This is a genomic window from Dinoroseobacter shibae DFL 12 = DSM 16493 (assembly GCF_000018145.1).
Classification (GTDB): domain Bacteria; phylum Pseudomonadota; class Alphaproteobacteria; order Rhodobacterales; family Rhodobacteraceae; genus Dinoroseobacter; species Dinoroseobacter shibae.
In genome coordinates this window covers 1,467,810-1,484,734 of the sequence record NC_009952.1, presented here as the reverse complement: position 1 = coordinate 1,484,734, position 16,925 = coordinate 1,467,810, and the positions used below count along the sequence as shown (strand labels likewise).

15 protein-coding genes and 1 tRNA gene are annotated in these 16,925 nt (G+C 64.6%); 3 read left to right on the top strand and 13 right to left on the bottom strand.

Annotated features, from left to right (window positions below; genetic code table 11):
* Nucleotides 1–29 precede the first annotated feature (29 nt).
* The gene (locus tag DSHI_RS07275) at nucleotides 30–1,733 is read left to right on the top strand and encodes a GMC family oxidoreductase (RefSeq protein ID WP_157865281.1); all 1,704 of its coding nucleotides are present in this window, start codon (nucleotides 30–32) and stop codon (nucleotides 1,731–1,733) included.
* A gap of 93 nt (nucleotides 1,734–1,826) precedes the next feature.
* Here the strand turns inward: DSHI_RS07275 and DSHI_RS07270 are convergent, their stop codons facing one another.
* The 8 genes from DSHI_RS07270 to DSHI_RS07235 form a co-directional block, all read right to left on the bottom strand.
* On the bottom strand, nucleotides 1,827–3,302 hold the full coding sequence (locus tag DSHI_RS07270; RefSeq protein ID WP_157865279.1) for a citrate lyase subunit alpha: 1,476 nt from the start codon (nucleotides 3,300–3,302) through the stop codon (nucleotides 1,827–1,829).
* An 82-nt stretch (nucleotides 3,303–3,384) separates the two neighbouring features.
* Entirely contained in the window at nucleotides 3,385–4,899 is a 1,515-nt protein-coding gene (locus DSHI_RS07265; RefSeq protein ID WP_012178098.1) for a fumarate hydratase, read from the bottom strand.
* A gap of 60 nt (nucleotides 4,900–4,959) precedes the next feature.
* Entirely contained in the window at nucleotides 4,960–6,414 is a 1,455-nt protein-coding gene (locus DSHI_RS07260; protein ID WP_012178097.1) for an aldehyde dehydrogenase family protein, read from the bottom strand.
* Between the two features lie 18 nt (nucleotides 6,415–6,432).
* On the bottom strand, nucleotides 6,433–7,422 hold the full coding sequence (locus tag DSHI_RS07255; protein ID WP_044027675.1) for an ABC transporter permease: 990 nt from the start codon (nucleotides 7,420–7,422) through the stop codon (nucleotides 6,433–6,435).
* 41 nt (nucleotides 7,423–7,463) lie between these two features.
* Nucleotides 7,464–8,426, bottom strand: coding sequence for an ABC transporter permease (locus tag DSHI_RS07250; RefSeq protein ID WP_012178095.1), 963 nt, complete (start codon nucleotides 8,424–8,426; stop codon nucleotides 7,464–7,466).
* Complete coding sequence (locus DSHI_RS07245) at nucleotides 8,426–9,973, bottom strand: sugar ABC transporter ATP-binding protein (protein ID WP_012178094.1); 1,548 nt, start codon at nucleotides 9,971–9,973, stop codon at nucleotides 8,426–8,428. The genes DSHI_RS07250 and DSHI_RS07245 overlap by 1 nt, the downstream gene beginning before the upstream one ends.
* A 56-nt stretch (nucleotides 9,974–10,029) precedes the next feature.
* Nucleotides 10,030–11,157, bottom strand: coding sequence for an ABC transporter substrate-binding protein (locus tag DSHI_RS07240; protein ID WP_203426314.1), 1,128 nt, complete (start codon nucleotides 11,155–11,157; stop codon nucleotides 10,030–10,032).
* Nucleotides 11,158–11,578: 421 nt separating this feature from the next.
* Nucleotides 11,579–11,654, bottom strand: a tRNA-Thr gene (locus tag DSHI_RS07235).
* A 172-nt stretch (nucleotides 11,655–11,826) separates the two neighbouring features.
* On the opposite strand from DSHI_RS07235, the gene DSHI_RS07230 reads away from it, so the two are divergent.
* Complete coding sequence (locus DSHI_RS07230) at nucleotides 11,827–12,702, top strand: hypothetical protein (protein WP_012178092.1); 876 nt, start codon at nucleotides 11,827–11,829, stop codon at nucleotides 12,700–12,702.
* A 16-nt stretch (nucleotides 12,703–12,718) separates the two neighbouring features.
* Here DSHI_RS07230 and DSHI_RS07225 read toward each other — a convergent pair whose 3' ends face one another.
* Entirely contained in the window at nucleotides 12,719–12,997 is a 279-nt protein-coding gene (locus tag DSHI_RS07225; protein WP_012178091.1) for a DUF2312 domain-containing protein, read from the bottom strand.
* 146 nt (nucleotides 12,998–13,143) lie between these two features.
* Here DSHI_RS07225 and DSHI_RS07220 point away from each other — a divergent pair, with 146 nt between their 5' ends.
* Nucleotides 13,144–13,359, top strand: a complete 216-nt coding sequence (locus tag DSHI_RS07220) for a hypothetical protein (protein WP_012178090.1) — start codon at nucleotides 13,144–13,146, stop codon at nucleotides 13,357–13,359.
* On the opposite strand, the gene DSHI_RS07215 is transcribed toward DSHI_RS07220, so the two are convergent.
* Genes DSHI_RS07215 through DSHI_RS07200 form a run of 4 tightly spaced genes read right to left on the bottom strand, consistent with a single transcriptional unit; the run spans nucleotide 13,356 to nucleotide 16,881 of the window.
* Nucleotides 13,356–13,880 (bottom strand): ester cyclase, encoded by a 525-nt coding sequence (locus DSHI_RS07215; RefSeq protein ID WP_012178089.1) that lies wholly within the window; start codon nucleotides 13,878–13,880, stop codon nucleotides 13,356–13,358. The two genes, DSHI_RS07220 and DSHI_RS07215, sit on opposite strands and share 4 nt — an antisense overlap.
* Nucleotides 13,877–14,920, bottom strand: a complete 1,044-nt coding sequence (locus DSHI_RS07210; RefSeq protein ID WP_012178088.1) for an ABC transporter ATP-binding protein — start codon at nucleotides 14,918–14,920, stop codon at nucleotides 13,877–13,879. The genes DSHI_RS07215 and DSHI_RS07210 overlap by 4 nt, the downstream gene beginning before the upstream one ends.
* A gap of 42 nt (nucleotides 14,921–14,962) precedes the next feature.
* Nucleotides 14,963–15,847 (bottom strand): carbohydrate ABC transporter permease, encoded by an 885-nt coding sequence (locus DSHI_RS07205; protein ID WP_012178087.1) that lies wholly within the window; start codon nucleotides 15,845–15,847, stop codon nucleotides 14,963–14,965.
* A 2-nt stretch (nucleotides 15,848–15,849) separates the two neighbouring features.
* Nucleotides 15,850–16,881: a carbohydrate ABC transporter permease gene (locus DSHI_RS07200; protein WP_012178086.1), complete on the bottom strand. Its 1,032-nt coding sequence runs from the start codon at nucleotides 16,879–16,881 to the stop codon at nucleotides 15,850–15,852.
* Between the last annotated feature and the right edge of the window lie 44 nt (nucleotides 16,882–16,925).

Below are 16,925 nucleotides of genomic sequence, written 5' to 3'. Positions count from 1 at the left end.
GGCGCACTCCGGGATCTAAGGAGGACAACATGGGATATTTTCGATCCGCAGGACATGGCGCACTGGAGCGCGCTGTCTTTGACTACCGCCAGGGCGCCATGAGCCGACGCGATTTCCTGCGCCGTGCAATGGCGCTGGGGGCGACCGCCGGCATGGCCGGTGCGCTCGCGACAGCCTGGTCCGGCACGGCAATCGCGCAGTCTTCGACCACCGCGCCGCAGCCCGACGGGGAATACGACTTCATCGTGATCGGCACGGGCTCCGCCGGGGCCGCTTGCGTGTATCAACTGGCTCAGACAGGCGCGCGGATCCTCGTGCTCGAAGCCGGGCGCAACGACGACCTCGAAGAGGTCCATGACAGCCGCCTGTGGGCTGCGTCCCTTGGCACCGACGCCACGAAATGGTTCGAAACCCTGCCCTCCAGCCATACGGATGGACGCAATCACATGTGGCCGCGCGGCAATGTGTTGGGCGGGACATCTGCCTTGAACGCGATGGTCTATGCGCGCGGGCACAGGACCGATTTCGACGTCTGGGAGACGATGGGTGCCACCGGTTGGAGCTATGAAGACGTACTACCGCATTTCATGGCGATGGAAAGCTATGAGCCCGGGGGCGAGAACCGCGGCACCAGCGGCCCGATCTTTGTCAGCCAACCCCAGGACCCACACCGCCACGAAGGGGCCGTCGCGTTCATGGATGCCGCGGCGGGGCTGGGATACAAAGAAACGCCGTCCTTCAACTCCGATCGGATGTCCGGTCAGGCCTGGATCGATTTCAACATCAAGGACCAGCGGCGTCAGTCGTCTGCAGTCGCATTCCTGCGCCCGGCGATCGAGAACGGCAACATCACGCTGCTGACCGATGCCCCGGTCCAGAAGCTGACCCTGGAGGGCACGAAATGCACCGGGGTCACCTACCTGCACAACGGCGCGCCCGTCAGCGTCCGGGCGGCGAACGAGGTGATCCTCTCGGCCGGGGCCATCGACAGCCCCAGGCTGCTGATGCTGTCGGGGATCGGCATCGCGTCCGACCTCAGGCAGGTCGGGATCGACGCCGTCGTCGACTTGCCGGTTGGTGTCGGGCTCCAGGACCACATTCTCGGCGCAGGTGTGAACTACGAAGCCAAGGGCCCCGTGCCGGTCAGCCATTACAACCACTCCGAAGTCTACATGTGGGAACGATCGGATCCGGGCCTGCGGTCACCCGACATGATCGCGCTCTATGTTTCGGTGCCCTTCGCCTCTACCGGTCACAAGCTGGATTACGAGCACGGCTACTGCATTCTCTCGGGCGTCGCGACGCCGCAATCGCGCGGCTACGTCAAGCTGGCGTCTGACGACATCGCGGATGCCCCGATCATCGAGACCAATTACCTGGCCGAGGAACAGGATTGGAAGTCCTACCGTGCCGCGACCGAGCTGTGCCGCGAGTTGGGCGCCTCGGACGCTTATGCCGAGTTCCGCAAGCGCGAGAGCCTGCCGCAGAAGGACGGGGAGCTGACGGATGCCGAATGGCGCGACTTCCTCTCCGCGTCGGTCAACACCTATTTCCACCCCACATCCACATGCCAGATCGGCAAGGTGGTGGAGCCGGATCTGCGCGTGAAAGGCATTGAGGGCCTGCGAGTTGCGGATGCGTCCGTCATGCCGCAGATCACCACCTCCAACACCAACGCGCCGACCATGATGATCGGTTGGCGCGCGGGTGACATGATCTCCAAAGCAACCTAGACAGACCACTCGAACGCCACCACTCCTGACCCCGTCCGCGCCTGCGGGCGGGGTTTTTCGTTGCAACGGCCGAAGGAACACTGCGCGGCGGCGCTACACCCAATCGAGGATCAGGCCATCGCGGCGCTCGATATGGACGGACGGACGCTCGGCAAGGGGTGCGGGGCTGTGCGCAGCCTGGGCCCCGGCGATGCGCGCGAGATCCTCGATCTCTACCGGCTTCAGTCCCGCCCGCGTCAAACGGGCGACCAGGTCCGCACGGGCCGGGTTGATGGCAAAACCGGCTTCGGTAACCACCACATCCACATCCACGCCCGGCGTCGAAACGCAGCGCACGGCGGGGACGATCTTGGCAAACCCGCCGCCCGTCAACGACGTCAAGACGATGCTCAGATCCGCCCCCCGGGCCGCATCGGGATGCCCGCCCGGCCCACCGAGGATCCGGCCATCCGTGCCGCTGACCACATTTACGTTGAAGCCGAAATCCACCTCGACCGCGCCCAGCAGCATGACCGACAAGTCGTCCACGCAGGGGTTCGGGTGCAGCGGGCTGGCATATTCGGCGGCTGTCATCATCTGGTGATCGGGGTTCTCGATCGCCGAGCGTACGGCTTCGAGGTCGAAACACTGCACATCCCGGATCGCGCGAAAGACACCGGCCCTCAGAAGCTCCACATGGGCCGACGTGATCCCGCCCGACATGAAGGCGCCGCGCATGCCCTGCGCTGCCAACAAGGATCCCACATGCGGCACCGCGGCGAGGGAATAGCCCCCCGCCCCGCTTTGAAGGGCGAACTCTTCGGTCAGCAGCCCCGCCGCCGCGATGATGTCCGAACTCCGCTCTGCGATGCCGCGCGACAACGGCGTCTCGCTCGGCACGGTCGACCCGGACCGGATGCGGTTGGCGTCTCCGGGGCGCTCGAACGGCACGACGAGATCCACAAACCGGGCGGGAATATCCACGCGGGGCAGCGCGGCGTCGGTCACGTCATGGGCCATGCCCACCGTGGCCTTTGCATACTGCGCATCGACCGCCGGGTAGCCAAGCGGTCCGCAAGCCAGGGCGCCTGCCCGCCCCGTCAGGTTCCCCCTGCGGTCTGCCAGGGACGCGCCGACAAAGGCGACATCGATCTTCAACTGGCCCGATGAGATGGCCCGCGCGCGCCCCCCATGGCTCTGCAGCAGGACCGTGACACGTCCGGGATGCGCCGTTATCCAATCGGCTACGGGACCCCGCATGTAGTCGGTCACGATGCTTGTGATCGTGCCATCTTCGAGCAACGGAACCAGGCTGGAATGGGTCGGAAAGATCGAACTCGGGCAGATCGTGAGCCCCTTCAACCCGCGTTCCCGCGCAAGTCGCATCACCTCGACAACCACCCGGTCGCCGTCGCGGTAGTGATGGTGAAAGGACAGGGTCCGGCCATCCGCAATCCCGAGCTCGTCGAACACGACCTCCAGACCCGGGCGCAGTTTCCGACCGTCCCCGGCGTCGGCGCGCGGCGGCAACACGGACAGGGCCGGTGCCGGGTTGCCGACCGGCAGGAGCAAGCCGAGCGGCGTTGTCACCGGGGCGGCCCCGGCGGGCCATCGCGCCGTGTCTAGGATTGAGCCTTGTGGTGTCACGCTCACGCCTCTCATCGCTCCGGCGTCACGCCGGAGCGCTCTGCTGGGCACCTCTCCAAGCCGCAGGTCCGGTCTGATGGATCGCCGCCCCTTGCGTCGTGACCGCCACCATGACTGGCATGTCCTCGACCGTGAACTCCCGGATCGCCTCCATGCCCAAATCCTCGAACGCCAGCACCTTCGAGGACCGGATCGCCTTTGCCACCAGGACCGCGGCGCCACCTACCGCGATCAGGTAGGCGGCCTTGTGGCGCGCTATGTCCCGGACGGTCTCCGCGCCCCGCTCGGCCTTGCCGATCATGGCAAACAGACCCTGGCCCAGCATGTCGCTGGTGAACGGATCCATGCGTGTGGCGGTAGTGGGACCGGCGGGTCCGACCGCCTCCCCATCCACCGGGTCCACCGGCCCGACATAATAGATCACCCGTCCCCGCAACGACACCGGCAACTCTTCTCCACGCGCCAGCATGTCGGCCATGCGCTTGTGGGCCGCGTCGCGCCCGGTCAGGATCCGGCCCGACAGCAGCAGCGTCTCGCCCGGGGCCCATCCGGCCATCTCCTCACGCGTGAGCCTGTCCACGTTCACCCGGCGCAGACCCGCCATTTCCGACCCCTCGATCCGCGGCCAGGCAGCCAGATCGGGCGCATCGAGATAGGCCGGACCGCTGCCATCCATCACGACCTTCGCATGTCGGTTCGCGGCGCATTGCGGCACCAGCGCCACAGGCTTGGACGCGGCATGCGTGGGCGCGGTGGCCAGTTTCACATCGACCACCGTGGTCAAGCCGCCAAGACCCTGTGCCCCGATCCCGAGCGCGTTTATGCGGTGGTAGAGCCGCACGCGCATCTCCTCGAGCGGTGTGGACGCGCCGCGGGCCAGCAGGTCGGACATGTCGATTTCCTCCATGACCGCGCGCTTGGCGATCAGCATAGCCTGCTCCGCGCTGCCCCCGACGCCGACGCCCACCAGGCCGGGCGGACACCACCCGGCCCCCAGCCCTTCGATCGTCGAGACAACCCAGTCTTCAACCGAGGCCGCCGGGTTGAGCATCGTGTAGCGCGCCTTGTTCTCGGACCCACCGCCCTTGGCCGCAATCAAGAGCTCCAACTTATTGCCCCGCGTGAGCTCCACATGGGTGACGGCGGGGGTGTTGTCGCCGGTGTTTCTGCGCTCTAAAAGCGGGTCTGCCACCATCGAGGCCCGCAAGGGATTGCCCGCATCCAGGTAGGCCAGGCGCACGCCCTCGTTGACCAACTCGTACAAGGTCCGGTCCCCGGCGATCATCGCCGATTGTCCCAACCGCGCAAAGACCGTCACCATGCCCGTGTCCTGGCAAATCGGCCGTCGCCCCAGTGCAGCCAGGCGCGAACTTTCCAGGATCTGCCCCATCGCCGCCTTCGCGGCGGGGCTCTGCTCACGGGCATAGGCGCTGGCCAGATGCGCCAGGTAGTCGGGGGCATGATAAACGGCGATGTATTGCAGCGCCGCGCGTACGGTTTCGACGATGTCATCGGGTTTCAGAACTGTGGCTTGCGTCATCATGGTCCCTGGCGGCTCACAGGCGGCCCGAACGGGCGGGCCGCCTAGCCGTGTCTTGCACTACTTCCTGAACATATAGGTCTTGGTGTTGGTGAACTCCTTCAAACCTTCCTGCCCGTTCTCTACCCCCATGCCCGACTGCTTGTGTCCACCGAAGGGGATATCGATTCCGTGAATGTGGATCTCGTTCACCCAGACAGTGCCCGCCTCCAGTCTGTTTGCAACCCCGATCGCCGTGTCGCGATCCGGCCCCCAGACCGACGCGGCAAGACCGAATTCCGTGTCATTTGCATCGCGCACGACCTCGTCCAGGTCCGACCACTTGATGATCGGCAGGATCGGGCCAAACGGTTCTTCGCGCACGACACGGCTGTCTTTCGGGGGATTGTCCACAATGGTGATCGGCACGAAATTCCCCGGACCATCGGGGATCTCACCCCCCAGCGGCACCGACAGACCCTGCGCCTTCACATCGGCGAACAGATCCTTGAGCTTGCCGTATTGCATCTTGTTCTGGATCGGGCCGAGATCAGTGTTGGGGTCCATGCCGTTGCCGACGGTCTTTTCCGCCGCATGGGCGACGAAATCCCGCAGGAAATCGTCATAGAGGCTCTCGTGGACATAGAGGCGCTTGACCGCGATGCACCACTGACCGGAGTTGCCATAGGCCGCGTCGAACAGCGTGGGGATCAGCGGCTTGTAGTCCGTGCCGGGCAAAAGGATCGCCGGATCGTTGCCGCCAAGCTCCAGCGTGATCCGCTTGAGGTTGCACGACGAAGACGCCATGACCTTCCGGCCCGTCGCCGTCGACCCGGTGAACGAAATTTTCGCGATATCGGGATGCTCGGTCAACCAGGCCCCCTGTTCGTTGCCCCCCGCCACGACGTTGAGTACCCCCGCCGGGAACACCTGCTGCGCGATCTCGCCAAAGCGCAGCGTGCAGAGGGGAGTGTAGGGCGAGGGTTTCATCACCATCGTGTTGCCGGTGACGAGACACGGCGCGATCTTCCACAGGCCCAGCAGCACGGGAAAATTCCACGGCGTGATCGCGCCCACCACGCCCAGGGGCGTGTGCGCAACCTTCACCGTATGCTCGGGCGTGTCCTCGATAACCTCGTCTTCGAGCCGCCGCTTGGCGACTTCGCGGACCCAAAAGATGGCGTACTCGACCTCCGTGGTCGCCATCGAATGGCGCGGCTTGCCCTGCTCGGTCGTCAGCAGCGTGATCAACTCCTGCTTGTGCGCGTCCAGAGCGTCCGCATAGGCCGCGATATAAGCCCCGCGTTCGTCCTGGCTCAGCGCGGCCCAGCCCGGTTGCGCAGCCTTTGCCGCGGCGATGGCCTGCTCCACCTGATCCCGTGACGCGTTGGGGGCGTGTGCCACCACCTCGTCGGTGGCCGGGTTGAACACCTCGAAGCTCCCGGCACTGTCGACCAGCGCCCCGTTGATGGCGTGCCGGTAAGGCCCCGTGAAATCCACCCGAACGTCCTGTGCGAAACCTGTTTGTACGTTCATGCCGTGTCTCCCTTTGGTCTAGATTTGATAGCGGATGTGTGGTGCGCGGGCATAAAGCGCCACCATCGGCAGGATCAGCAGCCCGAAAACCGTCTGTTGCGCGGCGTAGTCCAAGCCCATGCCGACGAGGAAAGAGGTCAAGACCTGCAAGACCAACACACCGATCACCGTGGCGCCGTAACCGCCCGTCCCGCCCAGCAGGGAGGTGCCCCCCACCACGACCGCGGCGACGGTGGTGAACAGATACGGGTCGCCCACGCCCACGAAACCGCCCCCCGAAAACCCCAGCAGCAGGCACCCCGTGGCCGCCGCCGTCAGGCCCGAAATCGTGTACGTCGACACCCAGACCCGGAACTCAGAGATGCGCAGCCGGGCCGCCGCCGTCCTATTGCCGCCGATGGCATAGATCGCGCGGCCCGCACGGGTCCGGTTGATCCAGAAGATCAGGCTTGCCGCAATCGCGGCCCAGATCAGGATGACCGGCGGCAGTTTCAGCCCGAAGGTCGTCCCGCTGATCGAGGCGATGTTTGAAAACCACCCGGGCACCTGGCTGAAGACCGTGCCCGAGAACTGCGACCCCAGGCTCGTGAAAATCTGGGCACCGCCCACTACGGCAAACCCCACGCCCAGGGTCAGGATCAATGCCTGGCCCTGGATCCGGTAGCTCATCACACCGTTCAGAACCCCGATCAGCGCCCCCATCGCGAGAATGCAGAGAATGGCGAGGGGCGCAGGCAGGCTTGTGCCGAAAAGATAGGCCAGAAGAATATTGGAAGCGCCGATCACGAAGGGGATCGACAGATCGAGCCCCCCCACCGTGGCCACCATGGTCTGCCCCAGGGCCGCGAGCCCGAGGAAAGCCGCCAGCAGCAGGATCGACCGGATGTTGTTTGCCGAGGCAAAGCCCTCCACCAGGATCGACGCGGCGGTGAACAGCGCGACCAGAAGAAGACTTCCCAGAACGAGGCCCCGATGTTCCGCGCGCAGTCTTTTCGGTCTGCGTGACATGGCGTGCGCTCCTGTATCTGCAGTGGGAAAAGGCCAGTCCATCACACCGCCGCGACCCGACGGCGCGATGTGACCAGCGCCAGCATGAGCGAGATCACGAGCATTAGCCCATAGAAAAGCTGCGTCATGAACCCCGAGATCGCGCCGAAGTTGAACGAGGACAGCACGACGAAAACCAGGTACATGGCAAGCGCGCCCAGAATGGACCCGGTGATACCACCCTTGCCACCGGACAGCGACGTGCCCCCCAGAACGAGCGCCGTGATCGCCTGCAGGGTCAGGGTGTTGCCCTGGGTCGGATCGCCCGATCCGATCAACCCGGTCAGGCACAGCGCCGCCAACCCCGCGAACACACCCGCCAGAAGATGGGCGGCGTAGCGGGCTTTGACGATGTCGACGCCACTGGTATAGGCCGTGCGCTCATCCGCACCCATCAACCGAATATGCTGAAAGAGCGGCGTGCGCGAGAAAAGCGCCCAGATCACGCAGGCCGCGACCAGGATGTACAGAACCGGGCTCAGCAGTTCCGTGCCCCACCCCCAGTTGCCCAGCCATTCCGGGGCGAAACCGCCCGGACGCGACAGGATCACGAGATTGACCCCCGACAAGATCATGAACCCGGCCAGCGACGCGATGATCGGAGATATCCGCACGTGAATGATCAGTGCAGCAAGCAGCGCCTGCCAGGCACACGCGGCAAGGATCGCATAGGCGAAGACCAGCACCGGATGGGTGATGCCGTTCCCGGTCAGCCACACGACGATCGTGACGTTCACGAACCCGATCAGCGGACCGATGGACAAATCCACACCACCGCGCCCGGCAATGGCGATAGGCGTGATCGCAATGGCGGCGAGGATCAGCGGTGCCGCGACCAGCAACGCCCCGGCCAGCCCAACATAGGTAAAGGTCTGCGGCGCCCGGACCGCCGCGATGACGCCAAGGACAAGCACCAGTCCGAAGGGCACCAGAAGATGACGGTTGCGGCTGACAAGGCCTTCCATCACATCCGCCCTCCCGCTCTGACGGTCTCGTCGAATTCGATCGGGTGCGACTTGCCGAACATCGCGGCCAAAATGTTGTCTTGCGTGATGCCGCCCTGCTCGAAACTGGCAAACAGGCTGCCTTCGAAGAACACGTCCGCACGATCCGCGAAGTCGAAGAATTCCTCGATCTCGGTGGACAGGTAGACGACCGCTCCACCCTCGGAGGCGAAAGCGCGCAAATGAGTATAGAGATCCTGCTTGGTCCCGATATCCACGCCCCGCGCCGGATCGTTGAGCAGGATCACGCGCGGGTTCTGCGCAAAGGCGCGCGCAATCAGCACCTTCTGCTGGTTGCCTCCCGAGAGCGTCGTGATGCGATCCTGACGCGCCCCGTGCTTGATCGACAAGCGCGCCTCCTCCTGGGCGAAGCACGCATGCAAGGTCTCCGTGTCTATCATACCGCCCCGACCGGAATGGCGCCCATAAAGCGGCATCGCGAAATTCTCGAAGATCGACAGGTTCGGAAAAATGCCTTCCTTCTTGCGGTCCCCGGACACATAGGTGATAGCCGCCGCCTCTGCCTCGGCCAGGCAGGTGATCGAACGCCACTCGGTCGATTTGTCCCAGACCCGCACCGTCCCGGAAGGCGCGGGATCGATACCTGCCAGCCTGCGCAGGAACTCCGACTGCCCCGCACCATCGAGACCGGAAAGCCCCACGATCTCGCCGGGATGGATCTTGAAATCGATCGGCGCCCCACCGCCGGGCAGCCGCATCCGGCGTGCCTCCAACGCGGGTTTCTGCGCTGCCGGCACCACGGTCCGCGCCCGTGACCCGAGGGCGTTATGCCGCGTGTCGGCCGACATCAGCTGCAGAAGCCTGTCTTCGGTGACTTCGCCCTTTTCCAGCCGACCCACCGTCTTGCCATCCCTGAGAACCGTCGCCCTGTCCGTGATCTTGACCAGCTCGGCAATCCGATGGGTGACGAGGATGATGCACGACCCCGCCTCCCGGAGCGCGAGCATCTCCAGGTGCAACCGGTTCGTCGCGTCGAGGTCCAGCGCGGCAGAGCTTTCGTCGAAAATCAGAACCCGCGGCTTTTGCAGGATGGCCCTGGCGATCACGATCCACTGCTTGAGGTTCAGCGGCAGGTCCGACACCGGTGTGTCCGGGTCGATATCGACCTCCGCCAGCCGCTTGAGGACATCGCGCGCCAGAGCCTTCTTTTCAGACGTGCGGCACCTCTTGCGCCACAGCCCGTCGACCCCGGCAAAGATGTTCTCCCATATCGACAGGTCTTCTGCGACGAAAATCTCCTGATAGATGGTCGAGATGCCTGCCGCGATGGCGTCGGAGGGTCGGGTCGGGCGGACACCCAAGATGTCGATCTCGCCGCTGTCCGGCAGGATGACCCCGGACATGATCTTCGCCAGGGTGCTCTTGCCGCTGCCGTTCTCGCCCACGATCGCGTGTATTTCGCCAAGATCGGCTTGCAGCGAAGCCCCCTCCAGCGCACGCGTTTCGCCGAACGACATATGGATATCCGACAGGGAAATCGCTGACATGCTGCTGTGCCTCTTGGTGATCCGCCCCCGGGGACATCCCCCGGGAGCGATCTGCCTCAGTTGACGTTCTTGGCGGCCCAATCGAGCGGGTTTTCCGGCCGCAGGAAGTAGCCGGCGGCCTTGTCGTCGGGGAACCAGACGTCGATGCCCGGCTGGATGTACGCGGTCGAGTCGACCGAGCAGTCATCGCCCAGGCTCGCCACGTATTCCGCCGCGGGCAGCCGGTAGACCCCGCGCAGGATCGATTGCAGTTTGGGACCCTGGTTCTGCAGCGTGCGGATCACCGAGTTGAAGCCCAGTTCCATCTCGTCGCCCGGGGGCCAGATCTGGAACGCATGGCTGATCCAATCGGGGTTCTGCTTTAGATAGCAAGCCGCTCCGGCCGAGCCTGCCAGCGAGATCGGCATCACCTCGCGGCCCGACTGCAACACCGCCTTCAGCACACCGGTTTCCTGGGAGCCCTGCGCGATGATCCCGTCAATCCGCGCGGGGTTGGTTGCGAGGAACTTCTGAACCTCGGTCTGGGCGACTTGGTCGGTCCAGTTGCCCCAGACCTGGCCAACCAGCTTGGCGTTCGGAAACTCCTCCAAGGCGCGCATGGCGCCGGTGTCGAAGCTCTCCGAAGAGGCCGCGCCCGCGATCCCCGACACCAGCAGGAAGTTCCCCTCGCCGCCCACTTCCTCGATCATCGCCTTGGCGATTTCATAGCCGCCCAGCGTATAGTTCGACGAGGCGTTCAGCGCCTTGTCCGACGTCAGATAGCCCGAATAGGAAAACACCACGACACCCTTGGAGTAGGCATATTCGACGGCCTTGTTCAGGGCGACCGGGTTCGAGCAGCACACGATGATCGCATCCACGCCCTGGTCCACAAGCTGTCGGATCTGCTGGATCTGGCGCGCGTCGTTGAGATCCGATTGCGTGACGATGATCTCGTCAACCAGCCCCGCCTGCCTGTAAACCGGCAGCAAATCCTCGGTCAGACGGCTCAAGCCCTCTGCGCGCCACGTGTTGCCGGCATAGGAGCTTGCATAGCCGATGGTCCAGGGCGGACCGGACCGAGGCGTCCAGTCGCGATAGGCCGACGTCCCGATCGGCTGGCCCTCGTCGACCCCCTGATAGGCGGCCTGAAGCTTCGGCGGCAACTCTTCGAGGCCCTCTGCCATCGCGGCAGTGTTTATCATCAAGGTCGACACCAACCCCAAAGATGCCAAAATTCGCATTCTCATGATTTCCTCCCCAAACCGGTCCAACCGTCGAAAGACGATCGCTCAGTGGGGCGAAGCATGCGTTCGAACAGGGGAAAGGCGGAAGTCTCTGCCGCGTTATCAGAGCTATAGGAAACGTCTATATGTCGCGGACCTTGAAACCCGCGATTTCTGCCGAAGCGAACTGGCAACGCTTAGATCGGGTCGCCGCCTAGCGGCCCCCTGATGCGCACGCCGCCCCCCAGACCCAGGCCATAGCCCCCGCATCCGACGGGACCGCCTCGAAAGCTGGCCGAGGCTCTCTCATTGGCTTTCGACCCGACGACGCACACAGCCAAGCCCGCGGTGCCCGCCCGAAAGGCAGAACGCGCACAGATCCCCCAGATATCCGGGAAAATGGTGCCCCCACACGGACTCGAACCGCGGACCTACTGATTACAAATCAGTTGCTCTACCAGCTGAGCTATAGGGGCGCCGCGGAGTGAGTATCGCCGCTGGCCCGCCATGGCAAGACCCTGCCTGCCCGCCGGGTCAATTTTCCAGCGCCGCGCGTCGTTTCGCAAGGCCGCGATCACGCCCCATCGAAGTTAATGACAATGAAAGGAAAATGGGCGAAGACTTGCCCGACAAAACCCTGGATACCCCATGCAGATCGCTTTTCACATCGGAGCCCACAGTACGGATGACGACCTTCTTCTGAGCTGCCTGCGGCAGAACGCGGGCCTTCTGGCGCAGAACGGCGTGTTGGCACCGTCGGCCGATCAGTACCGCACCGTCCTGCGCGAGGCCGTGCGCCGCCTGCAGGGCGCGCAATCGGACCCGGCGGGCGAAGAGGCGGTGCTGGAGGCGATCCTCAACGGCATGGACGGACGCCGCCTTGTGATGTCGAGCGAGAATTTCATCTGCGTGCCCCAGGTGGTCTTCGACGACGCCGCCTTCTACGGCAAGATGGAGCAGAAGGCCGCCTGGCTGCGCAATGTCTTTCCCAGCCAGGAGGTATCGTTCCATATCGGCCTGCGCAGCCCCGCGACCCTCGTCCCGGCCCTGTTCGACCGCTGCGGCAAAGGCGACTTCCCGGCGTTCCTGAACGGCATCAACCTCGATGAACTGAGCTGGTTCGACGTGATCCGACGGTTGCGCTTCGCGGTGCCGGATGCACCGATCACCGCCTGGTGCAACGAGGATACGCCCCTGATCTGGCCCGAGGTCCTGACCGAGGTGGCCGGGATGCCCGCGCAGACCGACCTGAAGGGGCAACATGCCCGCCTGCGCGCGGTACTGAGCGAGGACGGGCTGAAACGCTACCTGGCCTATCTCGACCACCACCCGCAGATCACCGTGGCCCAACGGCGCTGGGCCGCGATCTCCTTCCTCGACCGGTTCGGCAACACCGAGGAGATGGAGGTGGATTACAATCTGCCCGGCTGGACCCAGGAACGGATCGAGGCGCTCGACATGGTCTATGAAGAGGATCTCGAAGACATCATGACCCTGCCCGATATCACGGTGATCCGGCCCTGATCCGCCCCGCGCGGCCTCAGCGCATGCCGAGCGCTTCCTTGTAAAGCTCCAGCACCGCCTCCTCTTCGGAGATATCGTCGGGGTCGCGCTTGCGCAAGGCGATGAGCTTGCGCATCACCTTGGTGTCGTAGCCGCGCGCCTTGGCCTCGGCCATCACCTCTTTCTGCTGCTCGGCGATGTCCTTCTTTTCCTGGTCGAGACGTTCGATCCGCTCGACGAACTGCCGCAATTCTCCGGCGGTCACCTTGTAGCTGTCGGGCGTGCCCGAGTGCTCTTCCAGAACGGCGTCATTCATCCTGCCCATCTCCCTGTCTCGCGGTTGCAGGCGGCAGGCGTAGCGCGTGCGCGCGCCCGCTTCAAGACCGTTTCCGCCCCCGACCTTGCACCCCCCGCCCGGGCGCGCTACCCCGCGCGCAAACCACCTGCAAGCGGAGCGCGGATATGGCTTACCTGGTGCCCGTCGGGGCGATGATCACGGTTCTGGGGCTGATCGGGCTGATCTATTGCATCGTCGAGGTGGCGCGCGCCAAACGCGCGGGCCTGTCGGACGCGGAACTCAAGGCGCGCCTGCAGAAGGCCGTGGCGCTGAACCTCGGCGCGCTCGCGGTCTCCGCGCTGGGGCTTATGGTGGTGATCCTCGGCGTGTTCCTCGCCTAAGGGGCCGGCGGCACCTTCTCGCCCCGGTCGAACGCCTCCCAGCCCTCGCCCGCGAAGACGTCCCGGCCCAGCTGCGCCAGCACATGGGGAAAATCTACCATGACCCAGTTGTCGACGATCTTGCCGTCCACCACCTTCCAGAAATCCATGTAGCGGATCTCCACCCGCTTGCCCGTGGGCGCGATCCCCATGAACGTGCCCGAATGCACCGCCTCCTGCCGCCCGAAGGCCGCCGCCCACTCGCCCATGTAGAGCCGCGCCTCGTCGATGCAGACCTTGTCGGAAAACGCCGCCTGGAACGGTTTCTGCCAGTTCTCCTGAAACTCCCGCAGACCCCGCTTGGTCCCGCACCCCCGGTTGCCATGCCAGCCGAAGCCCTCGGCGAAAAACTCCCCGATATCCGCGATCCTGTGATCGTTCAGCCCGTCGACCATCCCCTCGATCACCGCGCGGGTCGCGGCGGTCCGGCTCATGTCCGTGTCCCGGCTCAGAACCGCCTGCTCCGGACGCGCCCCGCTCACAGGTGCACCCCCGTTTGCGCATCAAACAGGTGACAGATCCCTGTCGGAATGCGGATCTGCACCGGCGCGCCGATCTCTGCCCGAAACTCCTTGGGCGCCTTCACGGCCACCAGCGTTCCGCCCGCCTTCACCGTCACCATGGTCGCATCCCCCAACAACTCCATGGAATAGACCGGCGCCGCGATCTGCCCGTCGCTGTCGACCACCTGCGCATCCTCGGCCCGAAAACCCAGCGTCACCCGCCCCGCAGCCCCCGACAGCCCCGCGATCGCCACTCGGTCGCCATGGAAGGTGCCATCCGTCACCGCCCCCTCCATCAGGTTCATCGCCGGCGAGCCGATGAAACTCGCCACGAAGGTGTTTGCGGGCCGGTCGTAGATCTCCATCGGGGTGCCGACCTGCTGCACCACGCCTGCCGACATCACCACCACCCGGTCCGCCAGGGTCATCGCCTCGATCTGGTCATGGGTGACGTAGATCGTCGTGACCTGCAATTCGTGGCTGAGGTTCTTGATCTGCGCGCGCGTGCTGACCCGCAGCTTGGCATCGAGGTTCGACAGGGGCTCGTCCATCAGGAACACGTTCGGCTCGCGCACGATGGCGCGCGCCAGCGCCACCCGCTGCCGCTGCCCGCCCGAGAGCGCCGCGGGCTTGCGATGCAGGAAATCGTCGAGCTCCACCATGGCCGAAGCCCGCATCACCCGCGCCTCGTGTTCGACCTCCGGCACCTTGCGAACCTTCAGCGGAAACCGGATGTTCTCGTAGACATTCATGTTCGGATAGAGCCCGTAGCTCTGGAACACCATCGCCACATCCCGGTCCTTGGGGTCGAGCGCGTTGACCATCCGGTCCCCGATCCAGATCTCCCCCGAACTCGGCTCCTCCAGCCCCGCGATCATGCGCATGGTCGTGGTCTTGCCACAGCCCGACGGGCCCAGCAGCACCAGGAACTCGCGATCCGGGATCGTCAGGTGGAAATCCTCCACCCCGACGAAGGAGCCCCAGCGTTTCTGCACATGGTTCAGCCGGATCTCAGCCATCGCGGCCTCCCCTTTCGCCCATCATCGCCCACCCTGCCCCGCTCATCCCTTCACCGCCCCGGCGGTCAGCCCACTCACGATCTGGCGCTGGAAGAACAACACCAGGATGAACAACGGCGCCGTGGCCGACACCACCGCCGACACGGCAAACATCACGTTGCCCTCCTGCTGCGTGGTGCCGAGGAAACTGGCGATCTTAGGGATCATCGTCTGGTTGTCCTGGCTCAGAAGCGTCGCGGTCACCGCGAAATCGTTATAGGCCAGCAGGAAGGAAAACAGCCCCGTGGTGATCACGCCGGGCCACATCACCGGGATGATCACCCGCCGAAACGCCTGAAACCGGGTGCAGCCATCGACCATGGCACTCTCGTCCAGGTCCTTGGGAATGTTCATGAAAAACGACCGCAGCATCCACAGGGTGAAGGGCTGGTTGATCGCCACCAACACGATGATCGTCGTCGGCAGGATCCCCCAGATATTGAGCTCGAAAAACGGCAAGAGATACCCCGAGACCAGCGTGATATGGGGCATCGCCCGAAAGATCAGCGCCGCCATCAGGATCCAGAACGTGTATTTGAACGACGACCGGCTGAGCGCATAGCCCCCCAGCGTGCCGAAGGTCAGCGAGATCGCCACCACCGACAGGGTCACGATCATCGTGTTCAGGCCCGCGCGCCAGAACTCCTCCTGCACCCAGGCGCCCGCATAGCCGCCACCGGTGAAATAGCCCCCCGTCTCGGCCAGCGTGCGCACCCCGGTCAGGGCATTGGTCCAATCCTCCCGGCTGAAGAAATCCCCCTGCACCTTGAACGACCCCCACAGCGTCCACAAAAACGGAAACGCCGCCAGCATCAGCCACAGCAGGACAACCCCCCACAGGAACAGCCGCAAGGGCATGGACCGACGCGTCGCGATGTTGTCGGCCATGCTCAGTGCCCCTTTGCCGAGAAATCGCGCCAAGTCCGGATCAACACCGGCGTCAGCAGGATCGCCACCCCCAGGATCGTCAGCATCGAGGTCGCCGCGGCCGACCCGAACAGCGCCACCTCGCTGCCTCGCAGGTCGTTATAGATGATCCAGCTGAGCGAGGTCGCGTTCGCCTCGGCGTTGAAGCCCACGATCGGCTCGAACACCCGGAAATTGTCCATCAACTGAATGAGCGCGATAAAGGTGACCAGCGGCATCAGGTAGGGCAGCACCACGAACCGGATCCGTTGCCACCGCGTCGCCCCGTCGATCATCGCCGATTCCAGGGTGTCCTGCGGCACGGTCTGCAGGCCCGCATAGAACACCACGAAGGCAAAGGGCGCCGACGACCACACCCCATAGACCATCAGCGTGATCCAGGTCAGCATCGGCGACGCCTTAAGGCTCAGGTCCGGGTCCTCGAAAATGAATTGCAGCGTCTTGCCGATCACCCCCCGGCTGTCGATCATCCAGAACAGGATCAGCGAGCCGACCAGCGGCGTGATGATCATGGGCAAGAGCGAGGTGAAGATCACCGGCCCCTTCAGGAGCCGCGGCAGCGCGTTCACCGCCACCGCGATCAGGAACCCCAGGGCGATGATCAGCGGCGTCACGATGAACGTATAGGCCAGGGTAAAGGTCAGCGCCTTGTAGAACGGCAGCCCGTAGACCTGGCGCGCAAACGCGCCCAAGCTGTCCGAGGACCGCCAGAATTCCGCCACCTCGGCAAAAGCCAGGTGATTGCGGTTGGCATAGGTGCCGAACCCGTTGAATTGCCCCAGGGGGTTGGCCGCGTTCAGCACCGCGGTCGCCGCCTCGTCCACCACCACCTGTGTCGTGGTCCCGAAAGGCCCGGAGGTCACCACCTCCACCAGCACCTTCTCGTTCTCGACAAACAGCGACTGCACAAAAACCGACACGATGGGCAGCGCGATGAACAGCAGCATCGCGATGCCCGAGGGCAGCATGAACCAGAAAAACGTCCTGTGCTTCATCCCGGCGGCTCCCCTGTTGGCCGCGCGGCGGGGGCTGGTGCCCG